Genomic DNA, 17914 nt, shown 5'->3' on the forward strand with positions numbered 1-17914 from the left:
GGTGTACCCCTCGGACCCCGCCGCGGAGGGGTCCGAGGGGTACACCGCAGCCCACCTGCTCGTCCTGGAGGGCCTCGAGGCCGTCCGCAAGCGCCCCGGCATGTACATCGGCTCCACCGACTCGCGCGGGCTCATGCACTGCCTCTGGGAGATCATCGACAACGCCGTCGACGAGGCCCTGGGCGGGCACTGCACCCGGATCGACGTCGTGCTGCGCGCCGACGGCTCCGTGGAGGTCCGCGACGACGGCCGCGGCATCCCCGTCGACCAGGAGAAGCGGACGGGGCTCTCGGGCGTCGAGGTCGTCTTCACCCACCTGCACGCGGGCGGGAAGTTCGGCGGCGGCTCCTACTCCGCCTCGGGCGGGCTCCACGGCGTGGGCGCGAGCGTCGTCAACGCCCTGTCCTCGCGCCTGGACGTCGAGGTCGACCGCGGCGGCAAGACGCACGCCACGAGCTTCCGGCGGGGCACCCCGGGCCGCTTCGCGGGGGAGGGCGAGGACGCCGAGTTCGTCCCGACCGTGGGGCTGCAGGTCGTCGGCCGCGCGCGGCGCGGCGTGACGGGCACCCGCGTGCGGTACTGGGCGGACCGGCAGATCTTCCTGAAGGAGGCCGCGTTCTCCTACGCCGACCTCGTCGACCGCGCCCGGCAGACGTCCTTCCTCGTCCCCGGCCTGCGCCTGGTCCTGCGCGACGAGCGCGGGCTGCCCGGCACCCCGGGCGCCGACGGTCCGCACGAGGAGGTCTTCCACCACGACGGCGGGATCGCCGAGTACGCCGAGTTCCTCGCACCCGACCCGGCCGTGACGTCGGTGTGGCGGCTGCAGGGCAGCGACACCTTCCGCGAGACGGTGCCCGTGCTCGACGAGTCCGGGCACATGTCCCCGACGGAGGTCGAGCGGGAGGTCACGGTCGACGTCGCGGTGCGCTGGGGCACGGGCTACGACACGCTCGTGCGCTCCTTCGTCAACATCATCGCCACGCCCAAGGGCGGCACCCACCTCGCGGGCTTCGACGCCGCGCTGCTGAAGGTCTTCAAGAAGCAGGTCGAGCTGAACGCGCGGCGCCTGAAGGCCGGGGGCAAGGACGACAAGCTCGAGCGCGACGACGTCCAGGCCGGGCTCACCGCGGTCGTCACCGTCCGCCTGGCCGAGCCGCAGTTCGAGGGCCAGACCAAGGAGGTCCTCGGCACGGCCGCGGTGCGGGCGATCGTCGCGCGCGTCGTCGAGCGCGAGCTCACCGAGCTGCTGACGTCGACGCGGCGCGACGAGAAGCAGCAGGCCGCGCTGCTGCTGGAGAAGGTCGTCTCGGAGATGAAGAACCGCGTCTCCGCGCGGCTGCACAAGGAGACGCAGCGCCGCAAGAACGCCCTCGAGACGTCGTCGCTGCCGGCCAAGCTCAAGGACTGCCGCTCCGACGACGTCTCGCGCTCGGAGCTGTTCCTCGTCGAGGGCGACTCGGCGCTCGGCACCGCGATGCGGGCGCGCAACTCCGAGCACCAGGCGCTGCTGCCGCTGCGCGGGAAGATCCTCAACGTCCAGAAGGCGTCCGTGGCGGACATGCTGAAGAACGCCGAGTGCGCCTCGATCATCCAGGTCGTGGGCGCGGGGTCCGGGCGCAGCTTCGACCTCTCCGCGGCGCGCTACGGCAAGATCATCCTGATGACCGACGCCGACGTGGACGGCGCGCACATCCGCACGCTCCTGCTGACGCTGTTCTTCCGCTACATGCGCCCCCTCGTCGACGCCGGCCGCGTCTTCGCGGCCGTGCCCCCGCTGCACCGCGTCGAGGTCGTCGGCGCGGGGCGGGCGAAGAACGAGGTCGTCTACACCTACTCCGACGCGGAGCTGCGCCGCCTCCTGGGCGACCTGGCCAAGCGCAACCGCCGCTACAAGGAGCCCGTCCAGCGCTACAAGGGGCTGGGCGAGATGGACGAGGACCAGCTCGCGGAGACCACCATGGACCCCGCGCACCGCACGCTGCGCCGCGTCACGGTGGCCGACGCCGAGGTGGCCGAGCGGGTGTTCGAGCTCCTCATGGGCAACGACGTCGCGCCGCGCAAGGACTTCATCATCGCCGGCGCGGCCGCGCTGGACCCGAACCGCATCGACGCCTGAGCCGGCCGGCGGCCCGTCCGGGCGTGTCGGGGGGGCCGTCCGCGGCGCGTCGCGCGGGGTCGGCGCCGCGCCGCCCGACGGCGTTGTACGGTTCGCCTCGAGCGAGTCGACGCGCCCTCGGACGGACCCCTCGGTGGGACGTTCCCCCCGGCCCCGCCGGGGGGTCTCTCCGGGGGCGCGCGCGAGTCGCCCGCACGCCCGCACCGGCACGGAGCAGGAGTCCATGAGCAGGGTCGTCGTCACCGCCTCCGGCGGCGTGCGCGGCCGGCAGCCCGTGGACGGGGTCACCGCGTTCCGGGGCATCCCCTACGCCGCCCCGCCCGTCGGGGCCCTGCGCCTGCAGCCCCCCGCGCCCGTGCCGCCCTGGCAGGGCGTGCGCGACGCGCTCGTGCCCTCCCCGGTCGCCCCGCAGGACCGCGACAGCGGCGCCGGCTGGACCCCGGCGTCGGGGGACGACTACCTCACCCTCGACGTGTTCGCGCCCGCCGACTTCCCCCGCGCGGCCCCCGTGCTGGTGTGGATCCACGGCGGCGCCTGGACGTCGGGGGCCGGGTCGCTGCCCGCCTACCACCCGGGCGCCTGGGTGCGCCGGGGCCTCGTGGTGGTGAGCGTCAACTACCGCCTCGGGTTCGAGGGCTTCGGCTCGGTCGAGGGTGCGGTCGAGAACCGCGGGCTCCGGGACCAGGTCGCCGCCCTGCGCTGGGTGGCGGAGAACGTCGCGGCCTTCGGCGGCGACCCGTCCCGCGTGACGATCGCGGGGGAGTCCGCGGGGGCCGGGTCGGTCGCCGCGCTGCTGTGCGCGCCCTCCGCCGCGGGCCTGTTCTCGCGCGCCATCGCGCACAGCGTCCCGGGTGAGACCTACACCGTCGCCCACGCCCGCTGGATCACGGACCGGGTGGCGCGCGCCGCACGCGTGCCCGCCACGCTGGCGGGGTTCGCGGGCCTGCCGCCGCGGCGCGTCCTCGACGCCTCCCGCGACGTCCTGGCGGAGTTCCGCGCCGAGCCCGAGACGGGGCTGCGCTCCATCGCCGGCACGTTGTGGAACCCCGTCGTGGACGGCGACGTCCTGCCCGTCGTGCCGTTCGAGGGGCCGGGCGCGGGGGGTGACCCGGCCGTGGACCTGCTCGTCAACCACAACGCCGACGAGTGGACCCTGTTCTCCCGCACGGGGGCCGGGGTGCGCCCGCGCGGCACCGCCGACCTCACCCGGTGGGCGCGGGCCGCCGGCCTCGACGACGCGGGGTTCGCGCGGTTCGCGGCGACGGTGCCGGGCGCGGACCCCCTCGCGCTCACCGACGCGCTGCTCACCGACGCCGTGTTCGCGGAACCGTCGCGGCGCTTCGCCCGGGCGCACGCCGACGCGGGCGGCCGGACGTACCGCTCGCTGTTCACGTGGCGCAGCCCGGCGCTCGGCGGCCGCCTCGGCGCCGCGCACGCCCTCGACCTGCCGTTCGTGTTCGGCAACCCCGCGGCGTTCGAGCCGCTGCTGCACGCGGTCCCCGTCCTCGGGGCGCTGCGGCGCGTGCCGGGGCTGGCCGCCCGCGTCCCCGGCGTGTGGCCCACGCCGGCCGCGGCCGCCCTCTCGCGGCGCATGGTCGACGCCTGGGTGGCCTTCGCCACCACGGGCGACCCCGGCTGGCCCGCCCTCGCCCCCGGGCTCACCCCGGTGCACGTGTGGGGCTCCCGCGACGCCCTCGTCGAGGAGGGCCCGGACGCCCGGCGGGACGTCTGGCGCTCGGTGCGGTTCCTCCCCGCAGGTCGCTGACGGGGCGTCAGAGCCGCGCGTACTGCCCCGGCCCGAAGGGCAGGTCGAGGGCGAACCACAGCGACAGCATCAGCACCCACGCGATCCAGAAGCAGATCGTGAAGGGCAGGAACCTCGAGATGAGCGTCCCCAGCCCGGCCTGGGGTTCGTAGCGCCGCAGCATCGCGAGCACGATGACGATGTAGGGGTTCAGCGGCGTGAGGATCTGGGTCGCGGAGTCGCCGACGCGGAAGGCCGCCTGCGTGAACGCGGGTTCGTAGCCGAGCAGCGCGAACAGCGGCACGAACACCGCACCCATGATCGTCCACATCGACGACCCCGACGTGATGAAGAGGTTCAGCACCGACGCCAGCAGCACGAACCCCACGACGGCCTCGAAACCCGTGAGGTCGAGCGACCGCAACCCCTGCGCGCCCGCGACGGCCATCCACGTCCCCACCCGGCTCCACGTGAACAGGGCGATGAACTGCCCCAGCACGAAGGCCAGGACGATGAACGGCGCCATGTCCTTCACGGCCTCGCCCATGGCCGCGGGCACGTCGCCGATCGAGCGCAGCGACCCCGTGGACCGGCCGTAGGCCAGCGCGGGCACGGTGAGCAGGGCCACGACGAAGAACACGACCGAGTCCAGCAGCGGCGACTCGGGCAGGTAGCCCCCGCTCTCGTTGCGCATCGGCGAACCCGGCACGAGCGCCAGGGCCAGCAGGACGGCCACCGTGACCGCCGCGGCGATCCCCGCGCGCCGCAGCCCGTGGCGGGCCGTGTCGTCGACGGTCAGGTCGTCCACGTCCTCCACGGTGCCGAGGCCGCCGGAACCCTCGGCCTGGGTGTCGGGCACCCCGAGCCGGCGCAGCCGGGGTTCCAGGACGCGGGTGATCAGCAGCCCGCAGACGACGGTGAGCACGGCCGAGCAGGCGATGTTGTAGTACCAGTTCGACACCGGCGTGACCGGGGTCCCGGCGTCCGGGAGCGACTGCGCGACGGAACTCGTGATGCCCGCGAACAGCGCGTCCAGGCTGGTGACGACGAAGGACGTCGAGTACGCCGCGCCCGCCGCGGCGAAGGCCCCGAGCAGGCCGGCCACGGGGTGGCGGCCGGCGGCCTTGAACACCATCGCGGCCAGCGGGGGGATCACGATCATCACCGAGTCCGCCATCACGTGCCCGACCATGCACACCGCGGCGACCGCGTACGGCAGGGCCCACGACGGCGCGCCCGCGAACGCGGTCTTGACCAGCGTGGAGAACAGGCCGCTGCGCTGGGCCAGCCCCACGGCCAGCAGGATCACCACCACGGTGCCCAGGGGCGGGAACGACACGAAGTTGTCGACGAGGTTCGTGGTCAGCCACCGCACGCCCTCGACCGTGAACAGCCCGCGGACGGCCTGGCGCTCGCCGGACCCGGGGACCTCGACCTCGACGGCGGCCACGGCCATGGCGGTGGAGGCCACGGCGAGGACCGCGAACAGCCCGAGGAACAGCACGAAGGGTTCGGGGATCCGGTTGCCCACCCGCTCGACCCCGCCCAGGAGCCGGTCGACGCGCGTGGGGCGCGCGGTCGCCGGGGCGCTCACGCGAGGAACTCCGCGACGTCGAGGACCCCGCCCGCGGCCTCGAACTCGGCGCGGACGGCCGCCAGCAGCGCCGGGTCCGCCAGGACGTCCAGCGCGGTGAGCGCGAGGCCGACGGCGCCGTCCAGCACCCCCGCGTCACCCGCCGGTGACGCGGCGGCCGCAGCGAAACCCGTGGTGTGCATGGACGCGTCGGGGCCCGCGATCGCGACCATCGGGTGGATGGCCGGGACGCGGACGCTGACGTTGCCGAGGTCGGTCGACCCGGACAGCGACTCCGGCACCACGCCCGGCGGAAGGGACGTCCGCCCGCGGCGCTGCTGGTGCCGCGTCCACCGCGCGGCCAGCTCGAGGTTCGCGCGGATCGGCAGGTACGCCGGCTGCGCGTCCCACTCCAGCTCGCAACCGCAGCCGGTCATGGCGGCCGCGGCGACGAGGACGGCCTCCACGCGCGTGCAGAGGTCGGCGAGCGTCGCCGGGTCCGCGGAGCGCACGTAGTACTCCGACACGGCCCGCTCGGGCACGACGTTCGGCCGCTGACCGCCGTCGACCACCACCCCGTGCACGCGGTCCGACGGCGGGACGTGCTGGCGCAGCATCGCGATGCCCTGGTACCCGGCGACCACGGCGTCCAGGGCGTTGCGGCCCATGAACGGCTGGGCGGACGCGTGCGCCGCGACGCCCGTGTAGGTGGCGCGCACCTGACGCCGGCCGAGGAACGGCTGGACGGCGACGTCGTAGCTGAAGGGGTGCAGCATCACGACGGCGTCCACGCCGTCGAACGCGCCCTCGCGCGCCATGAGCTCCTTGCCCCCGCCGCCCTCCTCGGCCGGCGTGCCGAGCAGGAGCGCGGTGCCGCCGACGGCACCGGACTCCAGCGCGGCCCGCAGCCCGAGGAACGCCCCGGCGGCGGAGGAGGCGATGACGTTGTGGCCGCAGCCGTGCCCGATGCCCGGCAGCGCGTCGTACTCCGCGAGGACCGCGACGGTGGGCCCGTCGCCCGCGCTCACGCTCGCGCGCAGCGCCGTCGCGAGACCGTGCACCCCCACCTCCGCCCGCACGCCGTGCCGGGCCAGCAGGTCGGCGATCGCCTGCACCGACCGGTGCTCCGCGAACCCCTCCTCGGGGTGGGCGTGCAGGTCGTGGCTCAGCGCCAGGAGGTCCGGGCCAGCCGCCTCGACGGCCGCCTCGGCCGCGTCCAGGACGTCCGGGGGAGCGCCCGCGGCCGTCGAGGGCAGCGGCGCCGCGCTCGCCGCGGCGCGCTCGGTGCCCGCGCGCAGCGACGCGAGGTAGGTGGTGTCGGGCGGGACGGGCGCGGAGCCGGGGACGACCATGACGCACAGGCCTACCGCGCCCGCGCGGGCGTGGCCACCCCCAGCGCCGTCCGCGGGACATCCGCAACACGCTGTTCACACGGGGTGTCGACTCTCACAGCGCAGCGGGTGGCGCCCCCGCGGGGCGGAGGGGAGCGTTGGGCCCGTGACCTCCACGAGCGTGACCCCGACGAGCGCCCCGACCCCCGCGACGGCCACCGCGGACGACGTGGCCCGCTACGACGTCGTCGTCGTGGGCGGCGGCCCCGCCGGCACGTCGGCCGCGGTGCGCGCCGCGGAGCTGGGGGCGCGGACGGCCCTGCTGGAGGGCACGCGGACGGGGGGGACGTGCGTCAACACGGGGTGCGTGCCCACGCGCGTGCTGGCCAAGACCGCGCGGCTGGTGCGCGAGGTGCGCACGGCCGCGGACTACGGCATCGCCGTTCCCACCGAGCGCGTCGACTGGACCGCGACCGTCGCCCGCGTGCGCGCGACGGTGGAGCGGGTGCAGGCCGTCAAGGCCGACCCCGAGCGGCTCGCCGACCTCGGCGTCGACCTCGTGCTGGAGGGACGCGCCCGGTTCGTCGACCCGCACGTGCTCGAGCTCGCCGGCACGGGCCGCCGCGTGCGCGGCGAGAGCGTCGTGCTCTGCGTGGGCGGCCGCTCGCGGCGCCTGCCGCTGCCCGGGGCCGAGCTCGCCACCTACCCCGAGACCGTCCTCGACCTGCCCGCCGTCCCGGCCCGCCTGGCCGTGGTCGGCGCCGGGAACACGGGGGCCCAGCTCGTCACCGTGTTCCGCTCGCTGGGCAGCGAGGTGCACGTCCTCGACCTCGCTCCGCGCGTGCTGCCGACGGCCGACGCGGACGTCTCGCGCGCGGTCCGGACCGCGTTCGAGGAGCAGGGCGTGCAGGTCGACACGGGCATCGACACCGTGCACTCCCTCGAGCGCCGCGCCGACGGCGCCATCGACCTCACGTGGTCGCAGGGCGGTTCGCGCCGCACCGCGGCCTACGACGCCGTGGTCCTCAGCGTGGGCTGGCCGGCGGCGCTGGACGGGCTGGGTCTCGAGGCCGCCGGGATCGCGACGCACCGCTCGGCCATCACCGTCGACGACTACCTCCGCACGTCGGTGCCGCACGTCTTCGCCGCGGGCGACGCCAACGGCCGCGCCATGCTCGTGCAGGCCGCGCACGCCGAGGCCGAGGCCGCGGCGTCCAACGCCGTCCTCGGCGCGACGCGGCGCACGCCCCACCTGCTGCTGCCCTCCGGCGGGTTCACCGACCCCGACTACGCGGGCGTGGGCCTCACGGAGGACGAGGCGCGCGCCCGGGACCCGCACTGCCTCGTCGCGACCGTGCCGTTCACCCAGGTGGAGCGCGCCGTCATCGACGACCGGACGCGCGGGTTCCTCAAGCTCGTCGCCGACCGGCGCCGCGACGTCCTGCTCGGCGCCCACGCCGTGGGCGAGGAGGCCGTGGAGATCGTGCAGGCCGTCACGACGGCCATGGCCGCGGGCGTCGACGTGGCCACGCTGGCCCGGGTCGAGTTCGCCTACCCCACCTACAGCGCCGTCATCGGCGAGGCGGCGCGCCGCCTGATGCGCACGGCCGTGCAGCAGCCCGCGGGCTGAGCGCCCTCCCTCCCGGCCGGCGCCTCACGGCCACAGGTCCAGGGGCATCCGGTGGAAGTGCACGCGCAGCAGCTCGCGGCCGCGCTCGTCGCCGTGGCAGCCGGTGACGCGGGCCCCCGAGAGCGTGCGGTCCGCGCCCAGCAGGGCGGCGCCCACCGCCGCGGCCTGACCGGCGTGCGCGAAGTGGCCCCACCGGGCGGCCAGGCCCTCGTCGGCGTCGAGCAGCTCGAGGTCGCACGCGGTGTCGGGTCCGGCGTCGTCGAGGTGGGAGCGCACGTCGGGCAGGGACTCCGGGCGGACGACGAGGCTCTCGACGAGACCGGCCCCGTCGCGCAGCTGCAGCCGCGGGCGGCTCGTGGTGGCGTCGACCAGGCGGACGTCGAGCAGGGCGGAGACCGCGCGCCTGCGGGTGGCCGCGAGGGGGGTGGTGTCGGTGGACTGGGTGATCACGGTGCTGCCTCCGGAACGAGTGGTTGCTCCCGGCGCTCCGGGCGGGCCGGGGCGTCGAGGCCACGGTCCTCGCGGAGGCTGGCACGGCGCTGGGAACCGCCTGCCAGGACGGCGGGGTCGACGGGCGGGGTGGCCGCGGCTGACACGATGGGCCGGTGCTGCTCGCCGACGTCGTCGCCGCCTCCGGGGCCGTGACGGCGACCCGCGCCCGGACGGCCAAGGCCGCCGCCATCGCCGACGTCCTGCGTGCGGCCGCGCCGGCGGAGGTCGAGCCCGTGACGGCGTGGCTCGCCGGGGAACCGCGGCAGGGGCGCCTCGGGGTGGGATGGCGCAGCCTCGCGGGGTTCGCGGGCGACGAGACGGCCCCGGCCGGGGAGCCGCTGACGGTGACCGCGGTCGACGACGCCCTCACCGCGCTGGCGGCGACGAGCGGCCCCGGGTCGGCGGCCCGGCGCGACGCGGCGCTGACCGCGCTGTTCTCGGCCGCCGCTCCCGGCGAGCGCCGGTTCCTCGTCCGCCTGCTCACGGGGGAGCTGCGCCAGGGCGCCCTGGAGGGCGTCGTGCTCGAGGCGGTCGCGGCTGCGGCCGGCGTCCCCGCCGCCGCGGTGCGCCGCGCGTTCATGCTGACCGGCAGCCTGCCGGGGACGGCGACGACGGCGCTCGCGGGCGGGGTCGAGGCGCTGGACGCGGCCCGCCTGCAGGTGGGGCGGCCGGTGCGGCCCATGCTCGCCAGCCCCGGCAGCTCCCTGGAGCAGGCCCTCGCCGACCTGGGTGCCGACGTGACCGTGGAGTTCAAGCTGGACGGTGCCCGCATCCAGGTGCACCGCGACGGCGACGAGGTGCGGGTGTGGACGCGCACGCTGCGCGAGGTGACCGACGGTGTGCCGGAACTGGCCGAACGGGTCCGCGCCCTGCCCTGCCGCACGGCCGTGCTCGACGGCGAGACGCTGGCCCTGGACGACGACGGCCGCCCCCGCGCGTTCCAGGACACCATGAGCCGCTTCGGCAGCGACGGCCCCGGCGCCGACGACGACGCGGCGGTCCTGCTCAGCCCGTTCTTCTTCGACGTGCTGCACCTCGACGGCGTCGACCTGCTCGACGAACCCCTGCACGTGCGTCTGGACGCGCTCGCGGGGTTGCTGGCCGCGGACGAGCACGCGGCCTTGCGGATGCCCGGGATCCGTTCCCCCGCAGCCGAGGCGGCGGCGCAGGTGCTCGACGACGCGCTCGCCGCCGGCCACGAGGGGGTCGTCGTCAAGGCGCTGGACGCGCCCTACGCGGCCGGCCGGCGCGGCAAGGCGTGGCAGAAGGTGAAACCCGTCCACACCCTGGACCTGGTCGTCCTGGGGGCGGAGTGGGGCTACGGCCGGCGTTCCGGGTCGCTGTCGAACATCCACCTGGGGGCGAGGGACCCGGACGGGGGCGCGCCCGTCATGGTCGGCAAGACGTTCAAGGGCATGACCGACGAGCTGCTGGCGTGGCAGACGCGGACGTTCCCGGAGCTCGCCCGCGAGGAACCGCCGTGGGGCCTGCTGCTGCGCCCGGAGCTCGTCGTCGAGATCGCCGTCGACGGCGCCCAGCGCAGCACCCGCTACCCCGGCGGCCTGGCCCTGCGGTTCGCCCGGGTCCTGCGCTACCGCCCGGACAAGACGGCGGCCGAGGCGGACACCCTCGACGCGGTCCGCGCGCTGCTCGCCTGACGGGGGGAGGTCCGGCGCGTCAGGCGACGGCCCCCTCGACGGGTTCGGCGGCCGGGACGCCCGGCAGCTCCCGGACGCGGACGTGGACCTCGCCGTCGACGACGCGGGTGTCGAAACCCGGCTGCGGCGAGGAGGCCGGCCCGTGCACGACGCTGCCGTCGTCGAGGGCGAAGACGCTCTGGTGCCAGGGGCAGACGATGCACGTGCGCCCGCGCTCCTCGACGACCTCACCCTCGTGCAGCGGCGCGGCCAGGTGCGAGCACACGTCGGCGAGGGCGAAGACGTCCTCGCCGCGCCGGACGACGAGGACGCCCGTGTCCCCGACCTTCGCACCGACCGGGGTGCCGGGGGTCAGGTCCGCGAACCGGGCGACCGGGTACCAGCCGCGCGGGGTGACGTGCGGGACCGCCTCGGCGTGGTTGGCGCCGGCCGCCCAGCGGTAGGACAGGTGCCCGCCCAGGGCGGCCCCGCCGCCCGCCACGCTCATCCCGAGCAGGTCCAGCGCTCGCGCCCGCCCGGTCCGGCCCCGGCCCCGTGCGAGCACGGACAGCGCGAAGGCGCTGGTGGCCACGGCGTTCGCGGCCGCGTGCACGAGGGCGATCCGGCGCTGCTCCTCGTGCAGGTCGGCGTAGTCGGCCCAGCCGGCCGCGATCGCCGGCACCGCACCGGCCAGCCCGGTGACGACCAGCACCGCGGACGCGCGGTCGAACCCGTCGCTCGCCCGGCCGGGCGTCAGGGTGGCGAGCACGTCGAGGACGACGGCGCTGCTCCAGGTGCCGACCGGCACCTGGACGAGGACGGGGTGCAGCGGGTGCCCGAGGACGGTGCCGTGCAGCACGTCCTTCACCGGCTGCGGCAGGACGGCCTTGACGACGTCCGAGGCGCGGGACGCGACGCCGTCGAGCCAGGTCCAGGTGATCGGGGCATCGAGGACACGGGTGGCGAGCGGCATGACGGCCTCCGGGGCGCGGCGGGACGACGGACCCGGTGCAGCGTCCGACCGCGACGACGCTAGGACCGGATCAGCGTGCGGGCCAGCTGAGCCGGACGCACCGGGCGGGCCGGTGACCCGGAGCGGCGCTGGCGGAGGGGGCAACCCCAGGCCCTGACCGGCGGGGGACGCCGCACCGTCACCCGGCGGGGCCAGGTGGTCCTGCGCCCGGCGCAGCCGTGGTCGGTCGCGGGGTGCCGCAGGCCCGTCGTGCGGAACTGCTCGACCTCGTGGTGCAGCTCGCGGTCACCGACGCGAAGACCCAGGCGGACGAGGCGGGGGTGCAGCTCGAAAGCACCGATCCCGCTCCGCTGTGGGTGATGACCTGGCGCATCGACAGCACCGAGTGGATGCTGCGCCACCGCCGTGCGCTGGTGAACGCCCTCTGAGGACGCTTCCCTCCGCTCGTCCCGGAGGCGGGCCCCGTCCGGGGCCTGCCGGGTCGAGGTGGACCTCGCACCTCTCGGGCTGTTCGTCCGCGCCGATGGCCGCGTTCGAGCGACCGCGGGCCACGAGGTCGAGCACGTCGCGCTCCCGCCCGGTCAGCGGGTCCAGGTGGCCGGACGTTGGCGCGCAACGACGTCGGCCAGCCCGAGGTGGTCCAGGACGAGCGGGGCTTGGGCGAGCGAGGTCGGTCAGCAGCCGGTCCTCTCCGAGGAGAGCAGTTGCGTGCGGGGCCGCTCGACGCTGAGGGCCCCGACCGGTGCGCCGCCGCGGACGACCGCGCGCGCGTGCCGGCGGGGCGCGTCCTCGAGGGCGGCCATCATCGCCGGCTCGACCTCCTGCCCACTGTCGGACCAGAGGCCCACCGCGTGCAGGGTTTCGGTCCGCACCCACAGCGTCGGGCCGAGCTCGGCCAGGGCGTCGGCCACCGCACGGGCGAACCCGTCGCGAGGTCCCCGTCGGCCCGGGAGGGCCGGGTCAGCGCGGAGTACTCAGGCGACGTGCCACCGGTGGCGCGCCCGCGCTCCGGCTGCGCGGCGGCCCCTTCGACGTCCTCGGCCCGAACGCCTCGGACCAGGTCGTCCGCCTCCCGGTGTTCGTCCACGCGGCGTCGCGCCGGGCGATCGAGCTGCTCCAGACCGCGTCCGCCGCCCACGACGTGCCGTACACCCCGAAGCTCACGGGGCTCATCACCACGGGCAGCGGATGCCGCGGCTCCCCGGGTCACCGCGCGACTCCACCCGAGGCCAGGGCCGTAGATGTTCCGCGCCCGGTCGTGAGCAGCGCGACGAGGACGTCCGCGGCCGGTCACCCCGTCCAGAGCTGCTGCGGATCGTCGTCGCCGGCGCGCAGGCGTGCGCCGAGGTCGCGGGTGAGGCGGCGGTCGGTCGGATACGTGGTGCGGACCCAGGGGTGCGCGGTGGGCTTCCCCGGCCAGCGGGGGTCGTGGTGGATCCAGCGAGCTTCGACCGTCCGGTCGGGGCGGAGCCGGACCTCCAGGTGGTGGGCGTGCCAGGCGCGGTGGTGGGTGGGACAGAGCAGCACCATGGTGTCCAGGTCGGTGGTGCCGCCGTTCTCCCAGGCGGGGAAGTGATGGGCTTCGCACGCCCACGGGGCGGTGGTGCAGCCGGGTGCGGCGCAGCCGCCGTCGCGGACGGCCAACGCCCGGCGCTGCTGGGTGGTGGCCAGGCGGGAGGAACGGCCGAGGTCGAGGACCGCCCCGGCGGGGCTGGTCAGGACCCGCTGCAGCGTTGCGCCGCAGACCAGGTAGCCCAGCGTCGCGGTCGAGACGGGCCCGTGGCCCTCGACGGTCGCGGTGGTCTGCGCGTCCGGATGTGCCGTCGCGGCCTGCACGTCCGCGGCCGTCGCGATCACCGAGATCCGGGCCGTTTCCGCTACCGCGGGTTCACTCGCGGCGGCACCGCGCTGGACCAGGCTGACCACCGCGTCGGCGTCACGCTGCCGCAGCGACCGCGGGTCACGGCCGAGTTCCCCGTCGGCGCCCACCGTCACGGGAACAGGTGCCGAGGCGGCGCGCACGGCTTGCTTGACGATGACCATCGCGGTCTCGTCCAGGTCGATCGTGACCCGGGACATGCCGTCGACGATGGGACCGAACACCAGCCCGCGTCGCGCGAGGGCGTCGGGGTCGTGGAAGGACCGGTCCTCGTGATCGGGGTCGATGGTCAGGATGAGTTCCCGGGCCAACTGGGCGGCCACCCCAGGGCAGTACGCCGCGGCGTCGCGGGTCACGTGCGCATCCAGGAGTTCGGCGTTGCGATGCTCCACGAGCCCACCCGTGACGGCGTCAGGAAGGCTCGTGGTCCCGCGTCGGATCGTCGCGGGGATCCGGAAGAAGGCCTTCACGGCGACATCCACGTGAGCGCGGGACGCGTTCCCCGCGGCGAGGGCGTCGCCCAGGTGCTGCAACGCACCCCGGTCCCCGTCGACCCCACCGATGACCCCGTCCCACGCCACCGAGGGATCGGTCACCTTCGCGGCCTCCACGTCGCGGCGGGCCTGCGTGCGGGGCAGGTGGTTCGGGGCGCACGCCAGGAAGGTCGTGGTGGCCGAGGCGGTCGATCCGGCCTCATCGAGGACCCGGAGGAGGTGCAGGGAGACCGCGTCGGCCTGGTGACGCAACCGCAGGAAGCTGGTCACGGCCTCCTGGGCGGAGGCCACCGAGAAGCTCGCCGCCTTGCTCTCCAACACCTCCGAGAGCGCACCCCTCAGCGCCGCGAACGGCTGCTCCAGGGGGTGCTCGTCGGTCCAGGTCATGCCGTCAGCTTAGTCGAACAAGCGTTCGAGAAGAAGGGTAACCTTCTGTCCCGCAACGGTTGCACGACGGTGTGTCGCCATCGTCCCCGCCGTGCCCGTTCGCCGGGGAAACGGCCGCGCGCCGAGGGGATGCGCCGCGCCCCTCAAGGAGGCGGCCTGTCAGGACGGTGGTTCCCCGTCCAGCCTGGAGGCCGGCGACCGCGCGGCACCTGCCCGGCAGGGCCGGATTCGCCGCCCTCCGGGTCCGGCACGACGTGCGCGGCAGGGCCCGCGGCGTGAAGGGGTTCCGGCACCGCGGGGTCGGGGTGTTCCGCCCCCTCTCGCGGGCCCTCGACGTGCGCGACGCCCCCGGTCAGCAGCTCGTCGTCTCGTGGAGGGTGCGGGCGCTGTCCGTCGCGACCCTCGTCGTCCCGGGCCGCCGGGCTCCTGCGCCACCCCCTGCTGTGGGTGGCCGTCCCGCAGGCGGACGCGGCCGGCACCGGCGCCGGGGTCCCCACGGTCCGACGCCTCACACCAGCGGCGGTCCGGCGACGGCGGCGATCGGCTTGTCGAGCGCGGTGCCGGAACCGTCGCGCCGCCCGGGCCCCTCGGGCAGCGCGACGGCGGTGCCCGTGGGGGTGGCTCCCTCGGCCGGGCCGTGCCCGGCCCACGCCAGCAGCAGGACGTCCTCACCGCGCGCGAAGCGGTGGCAGCGCACGCCGCCCGTGCCGCGCCCCTTGGCCGGGTACTCCGCCAGCGGCGTGACCTTGGCCGAGCCGAGCTGCGTGCCGGGTAGGGCGCCGGAGTCGCCCGCGACGGTGACGACGACGGCGTCGGCGTCGGCCGGGTCGGTCGCCGACAGCGACACCACCCGGGCACCGGGGGACAGGCGGATCCCGGCCATGCCCGCGGCCCCGCGGCCCTGGGGGCGCACGAGGGCGGCGGGGAACCGGAGGAGCTGGGCGTCCGAGGACACCAGGACGAGGTCCTCCTCGCCCGTGCGCAGGGCGACGGCGCCCACGACCTCGTCCTTCGTGCGGGCCGTGAGGTCCTTGAGCGCGATGACCTCGACCTCGTCGCGGCTGCCCAGGGGTTCGGGCACGACGCGCTTGACGACGCCGGAGGCCGTGGCGAGCGCGAACCCCGGGTCGTCGGGGTCCTCGACCCCCGCCACGGGCAGCGGGACCACCGTCAGGACGCGCTCGCCCTTGGCCAGCGTCACGAACTCCCGCACGGCGACACCGCCGCCGAGGGCGGGGCGGCCGTTGGTGGGCGGCAGGACGGGCAGTTCCAGGACGGGCACGCGCACCAGGCGCCCACCGGATGTCAGGACGCCCACGGAACCCCGCGCCGTGGCGGGCGCCGTGGCGACCACGAGGTCGTGGCGGGTGCGGCGCCCCTCGGTGCCCAGGGGTTCGGTGGACCCCGTGCGCGCCAGCAGTCCGGTCGAGGACATCAGCACGGTGCAGGGGTCGTCGGCGACCTCGAGGGCACCGGTCGCCCCGGCGGCGGCGCTCGCCCCGGACGGGCCGCCCGCGGCCAGCAGGACGGTGCGGCGGGGAGTTCCGTGCTCGGCCGCGACCTCGGCCAGCTCGTCACCGACGATCGTCCGCAACCGCACCTCGTCCGCGAGGATCGCGCGCAGCTCCGCGATCTCGGCGTTCAGCTCGGCCTGCTCGCGCTCGAGCTCCAGGCGCGAGAACCGGGTGAGCCGACGCAGCTGCATGTCGAGGATGTAGGACGCCTGGGTCTCGGACAGGTCGAACACCGCGACGAGCCGCTCGCGCGCGACGCCGGCGTCGTCGGAGGACCGGACGATCGCGATGACCTCGTCGATGTCCACGATCGCGACGAGCAGCCCGTCGACCAGGTGCAGCCGTTCCTCCTTGCGCCGCAACCGGTACGCGGTGCGGCGGCGCACGACCTCGAGGCGGTGCGCGACGAACACCTGCAGGAGTTCCTTCAGCCCCAGCGTCCGCGGCTGCCCGTCGACGAGGGCCACGTTGTTGATGCCGAAGGACTCCTCGAGCGGGGTGAGCCGGTACAGCTGCTCCAGCACGGCCTCGGGGACGAAACCGTTCTTGACCTCGATGACCAGGTGCAGCCCGCGGCTGCGGTCGGACAGGTCGACGACGTCGGCGATGCCCTGCAACCGCTTCGCGGTGACGTTGTCCTTGATCTTCTCCGTGAGCCGCTCGGGACCCACCCCGTAGGGGAGTTCCGTGACGACGATCCCCTTGCGGCGCGGGGTGATGCTCTCGATCGTCGTGGTCGCGCGGGTGCGGAACGTCCCGCGGCCGGTCTCGTAGGCGTCGCGGATCCCTTCCAGGCCGATGATGCGCCCACCCGTGGGCAGGTCCGGGCCGGGCACGAACCGCATGAGCGCGGGCAGGTCCGCATCGGGGTTGCGGATCAGGTGGCGCGCCGCCGCCACCACCTCGCCCAGGTTGTGGGGCGGCATGTTCGTGGCCATCCCGACGGCGATCCCCGCGGCCCCGTTGACGAGGAGGTTGGGGAACGCGGCGGGCAGGACGCCGGGTTCGGTGAGGCGGTCGTCGTAGTTCGGGACGAAGTCGACGACGTCCTCGTCCAGCCCCGTCGTCATGAGCAGCGCCGCGGGGGCGGGGCGCGCCTCGGTGTAGCGCTGCGCGGCCGGGCCCGCGTCCGGGGAGCCGAAGTTGCCGTGGCCGTCCACGAGGGGGACGCGCATGGTGAAGGCCTGCGCCTGCCGGACCAGGGCGTCGTAGATGGCCACGTCGCCGTGCGGGTGCAGCTTGCCCATCACCTCGCCCACGACCCGCGCGGACTTCACGTGACCGCGGTCGGGGCGCAACCCCATGTCCTGCATCATGTACAGGATCCGGCGCTGGACGGGCTTCAGGCCGTCGCGGGCGTCGGGCAGCGCGCGGGAGTAGATGACGGAGTAGGCGTACTCCAGGAACGCCTCCTGCATCTCCTGCTCGACCCCGATGTCCACGATCCGCTCGGGGACGTCGGGCGCGGGCGGGGGAGGAGTCGAGCGGGCCATGGCGACCAGTCTGCCGTGGCGCGGGCCCTCAGCCGGCCCAGGGCTCGCCGAACCGGCCGTCGTGCGCGGTGTCGGCCAGCGTGCGGTGCGGGCGCCGCGAGGGCCGCGACGCCTCGTCGGGCGCGCGGTGGCCCAGGCTCACCGCCGCCACGAAGCGGCGGTCGGCGGGCACGCCGAAGGAGGCGCGCAGCGCGTCGTGGGCGGCCGCGGGGACGCCGAACAGGCACGCGCCCAGCCCCTCGTCGACGGCCGCGAGCAGCAGCAGCAGCGCCGACATGCCCGTGTCCACGTCCCACCAGGGCACCTCCCAGCGCTCCGCGTCGCGGTCGGGTCCGGGCTTGTCCGCCCGGGCGTAGCGCTCGGCGTAGGCGCGCGGGTCCGCGAGGCACAGCACGACGACCGGGGCCGTGCGCATGCCCGTGAGCCAGCGGTCGCCCGGGCCGGGCCGGTCGGCCGTGGTGTCGGCCCAGAACCGCGCGCGCGCCGCGGGGGTGCGCAGCACGAGGAGGTCGCGGCCCGCGCTGCCCCCCGCCGACGGGGCCCGCAGGGCCGCCGCGAGGACCCGGTCCAGGACGTCGTCGGCCACGGGGCGCGCGGCGTCGTAGCGACGCACCATCCGCCGCCGGCGCAGGACCTCGTGCAGCTCCACGC

The 17914-nt window shown here is 75.8% G+C and carries 13 protein-coding genes; 5 read left to right on the forward strand and 8 right to left on the reverse strand.

Annotated features, from left to right (window positions below):
• The first annotated feature begins 1 nt into the window (after position 1).
• Together GTR02_RS09655 and GTR02_RS09660 are read left to right on the forward strand one after the other, a co-directional pair.
• Entirely contained in the window at positions 2-2116 is a 2115-nt protein-coding gene (locus GTR02_RS09655; protein ID WP_166607275.1) for a DNA gyrase/topoisomerase IV subunit B, read from the forward strand.
• Positions 2117-2339: 223 nt separating this feature from the next.
• The gene (locus tag GTR02_RS09660; RefSeq protein ID WP_166607276.1) at positions 2340-3881 is read left to right on the forward strand and encodes a carboxylesterase/lipase family protein; all 1542 of its coding nucleotides are present in this window, start codon (positions 2340-2342) and stop codon (positions 3879-3881) included.
• Positions 3882-3888: 7 nt separating this feature from the next.
• On the opposite strand, the gene GTR02_RS09665 is transcribed toward GTR02_RS09660, so the two are convergent.
• Both GTR02_RS09665 and GTR02_RS09670 read right to left on the reverse strand, forming a co-directional pair.
• A complete protein-coding gene (locus GTR02_RS09665) occupies positions 3889-5454 on the reverse strand; it encodes an AbgT family transporter (RefSeq protein ID WP_166607277.1) in 1566 nt (521 codons plus the stop codon).
• Positions 5451-6785 carry a M20 family metallopeptidase gene (locus GTR02_RS09670; RefSeq protein ID WP_166607278.1) on the reverse strand — a complete coding sequence of 445 codons (1335 nt, stop codon included), beginning with the start codon at positions 6783-6785 and terminating at the stop codon, positions 5451-5453. Before GTR02_RS09670 ends, GTR02_RS09665 begins: the two co-directional genes overlap by 4 nt.
• A gap of 145 nt (positions 6786-6930) precedes the next feature.
• Here GTR02_RS09670 and GTR02_RS09675 point away from each other — a divergent pair, with 145 nt between their 5' ends.
• Positions 6931-8394 (forward strand): FAD-dependent oxidoreductase, encoded by a 1464-nt coding sequence (locus GTR02_RS09675; protein WP_205708954.1) that lies wholly within the window; start codon positions 6931-6933, stop codon positions 8392-8394.
• A gap of 24 nt (positions 8395-8418) precedes the next feature.
• On the opposite strand, the gene GTR02_RS09680 is transcribed toward GTR02_RS09675, so the two are convergent.
• Positions 8419-8844, reverse strand: coding sequence for a hypothetical protein (locus GTR02_RS09680; protein ID WP_166607280.1), 426 nt, complete (start codon positions 8842-8844; stop codon positions 8419-8421).
• A gap of 155 nt (positions 8845-8999) precedes the next feature.
• Between GTR02_RS09680 and GTR02_RS09685 the strand changes: the two genes are divergently transcribed.
• Positions 9000-10544 carry an ATP-dependent DNA ligase gene (locus GTR02_RS09685; protein ID WP_166607281.1) on the forward strand — a complete coding sequence of 515 codons (1545 nt, stop codon included), beginning with the start codon at positions 9000-9002 and terminating at the stop codon, positions 10542-10544.
• 19 nt (positions 10545-10563) lie between these two features.
• Here GTR02_RS09685 and GTR02_RS09690 read toward each other — a convergent pair whose 3' ends face one another.
• Complete coding sequence (locus GTR02_RS09690; RefSeq protein ID WP_166607282.1) at positions 10564-11496, reverse strand: Rieske (2Fe-2S) protein; 933 nt, start codon at positions 11494-11496, stop codon at positions 10564-10566.
• Positions 11497-11729: 233 nt separating this feature from the next.
• On the opposite strand from GTR02_RS09690, the gene GTR02_RS09695 reads away from it, so the two are divergent.
• Positions 11730-11924: a hypothetical protein gene (locus tag GTR02_RS09695; protein WP_166607283.1), complete on the forward strand. Its 195-nt coding sequence runs from the start codon at positions 11730-11732 to the stop codon at positions 11922-11924.
• Positions 11925-12170: 246 nt separating this feature from the next.
• On the opposite strand, the gene GTR02_RS09700 is transcribed toward GTR02_RS09695, so the two are convergent.
• From GTR02_RS09700 to GTR02_RS09715, 4 genes are all read right to left on the reverse strand, one after another.
• The gene (locus tag GTR02_RS09700) at positions 12171-12407 is read right to left on the reverse strand and encodes a hypothetical protein (RefSeq protein WP_166607284.1); all 237 of its coding nucleotides are present in this window, start codon (positions 12405-12407) and stop codon (positions 12171-12173) included.
• Between the two features lie 379 nt (positions 12408-12786).
• Positions 12787-14256: an HNH endonuclease signature motif containing protein gene (locus GTR02_RS09705; RefSeq protein WP_166607285.1), complete on the reverse strand. Its 1470-nt coding sequence runs from the start codon at positions 14254-14256 to the stop codon at positions 12787-12789.
• Positions 14257-14764: 508 nt separating this feature from the next.
• Complete coding sequence (locus GTR02_RS09710) at positions 14765-17263, reverse strand: DNA gyrase/topoisomerase IV subunit A (RefSeq protein WP_166607286.1); 2499 nt, start codon at positions 17261-17263, stop codon at positions 14765-14767.
• A 28-nt stretch (positions 17264-17291) separates the two neighbouring features.
• Complete coding sequence (locus GTR02_RS09715) at positions 17292-17912, reverse strand: nitroreductase family protein (protein WP_420814714.1); 621 nt, start codon at positions 17910-17912, stop codon at positions 17292-17294.
• Between the last annotated feature and the right edge of the window lie 2 nt (positions 17913-17914).

The organism is Kineococcus siccus (assembly GCF_009906795.1).
GTDB lineage: Bacteria > Actinomycetota > Actinomycetes > Actinomycetales > Kineococcaceae > Kineococcus > Kineococcus siccus.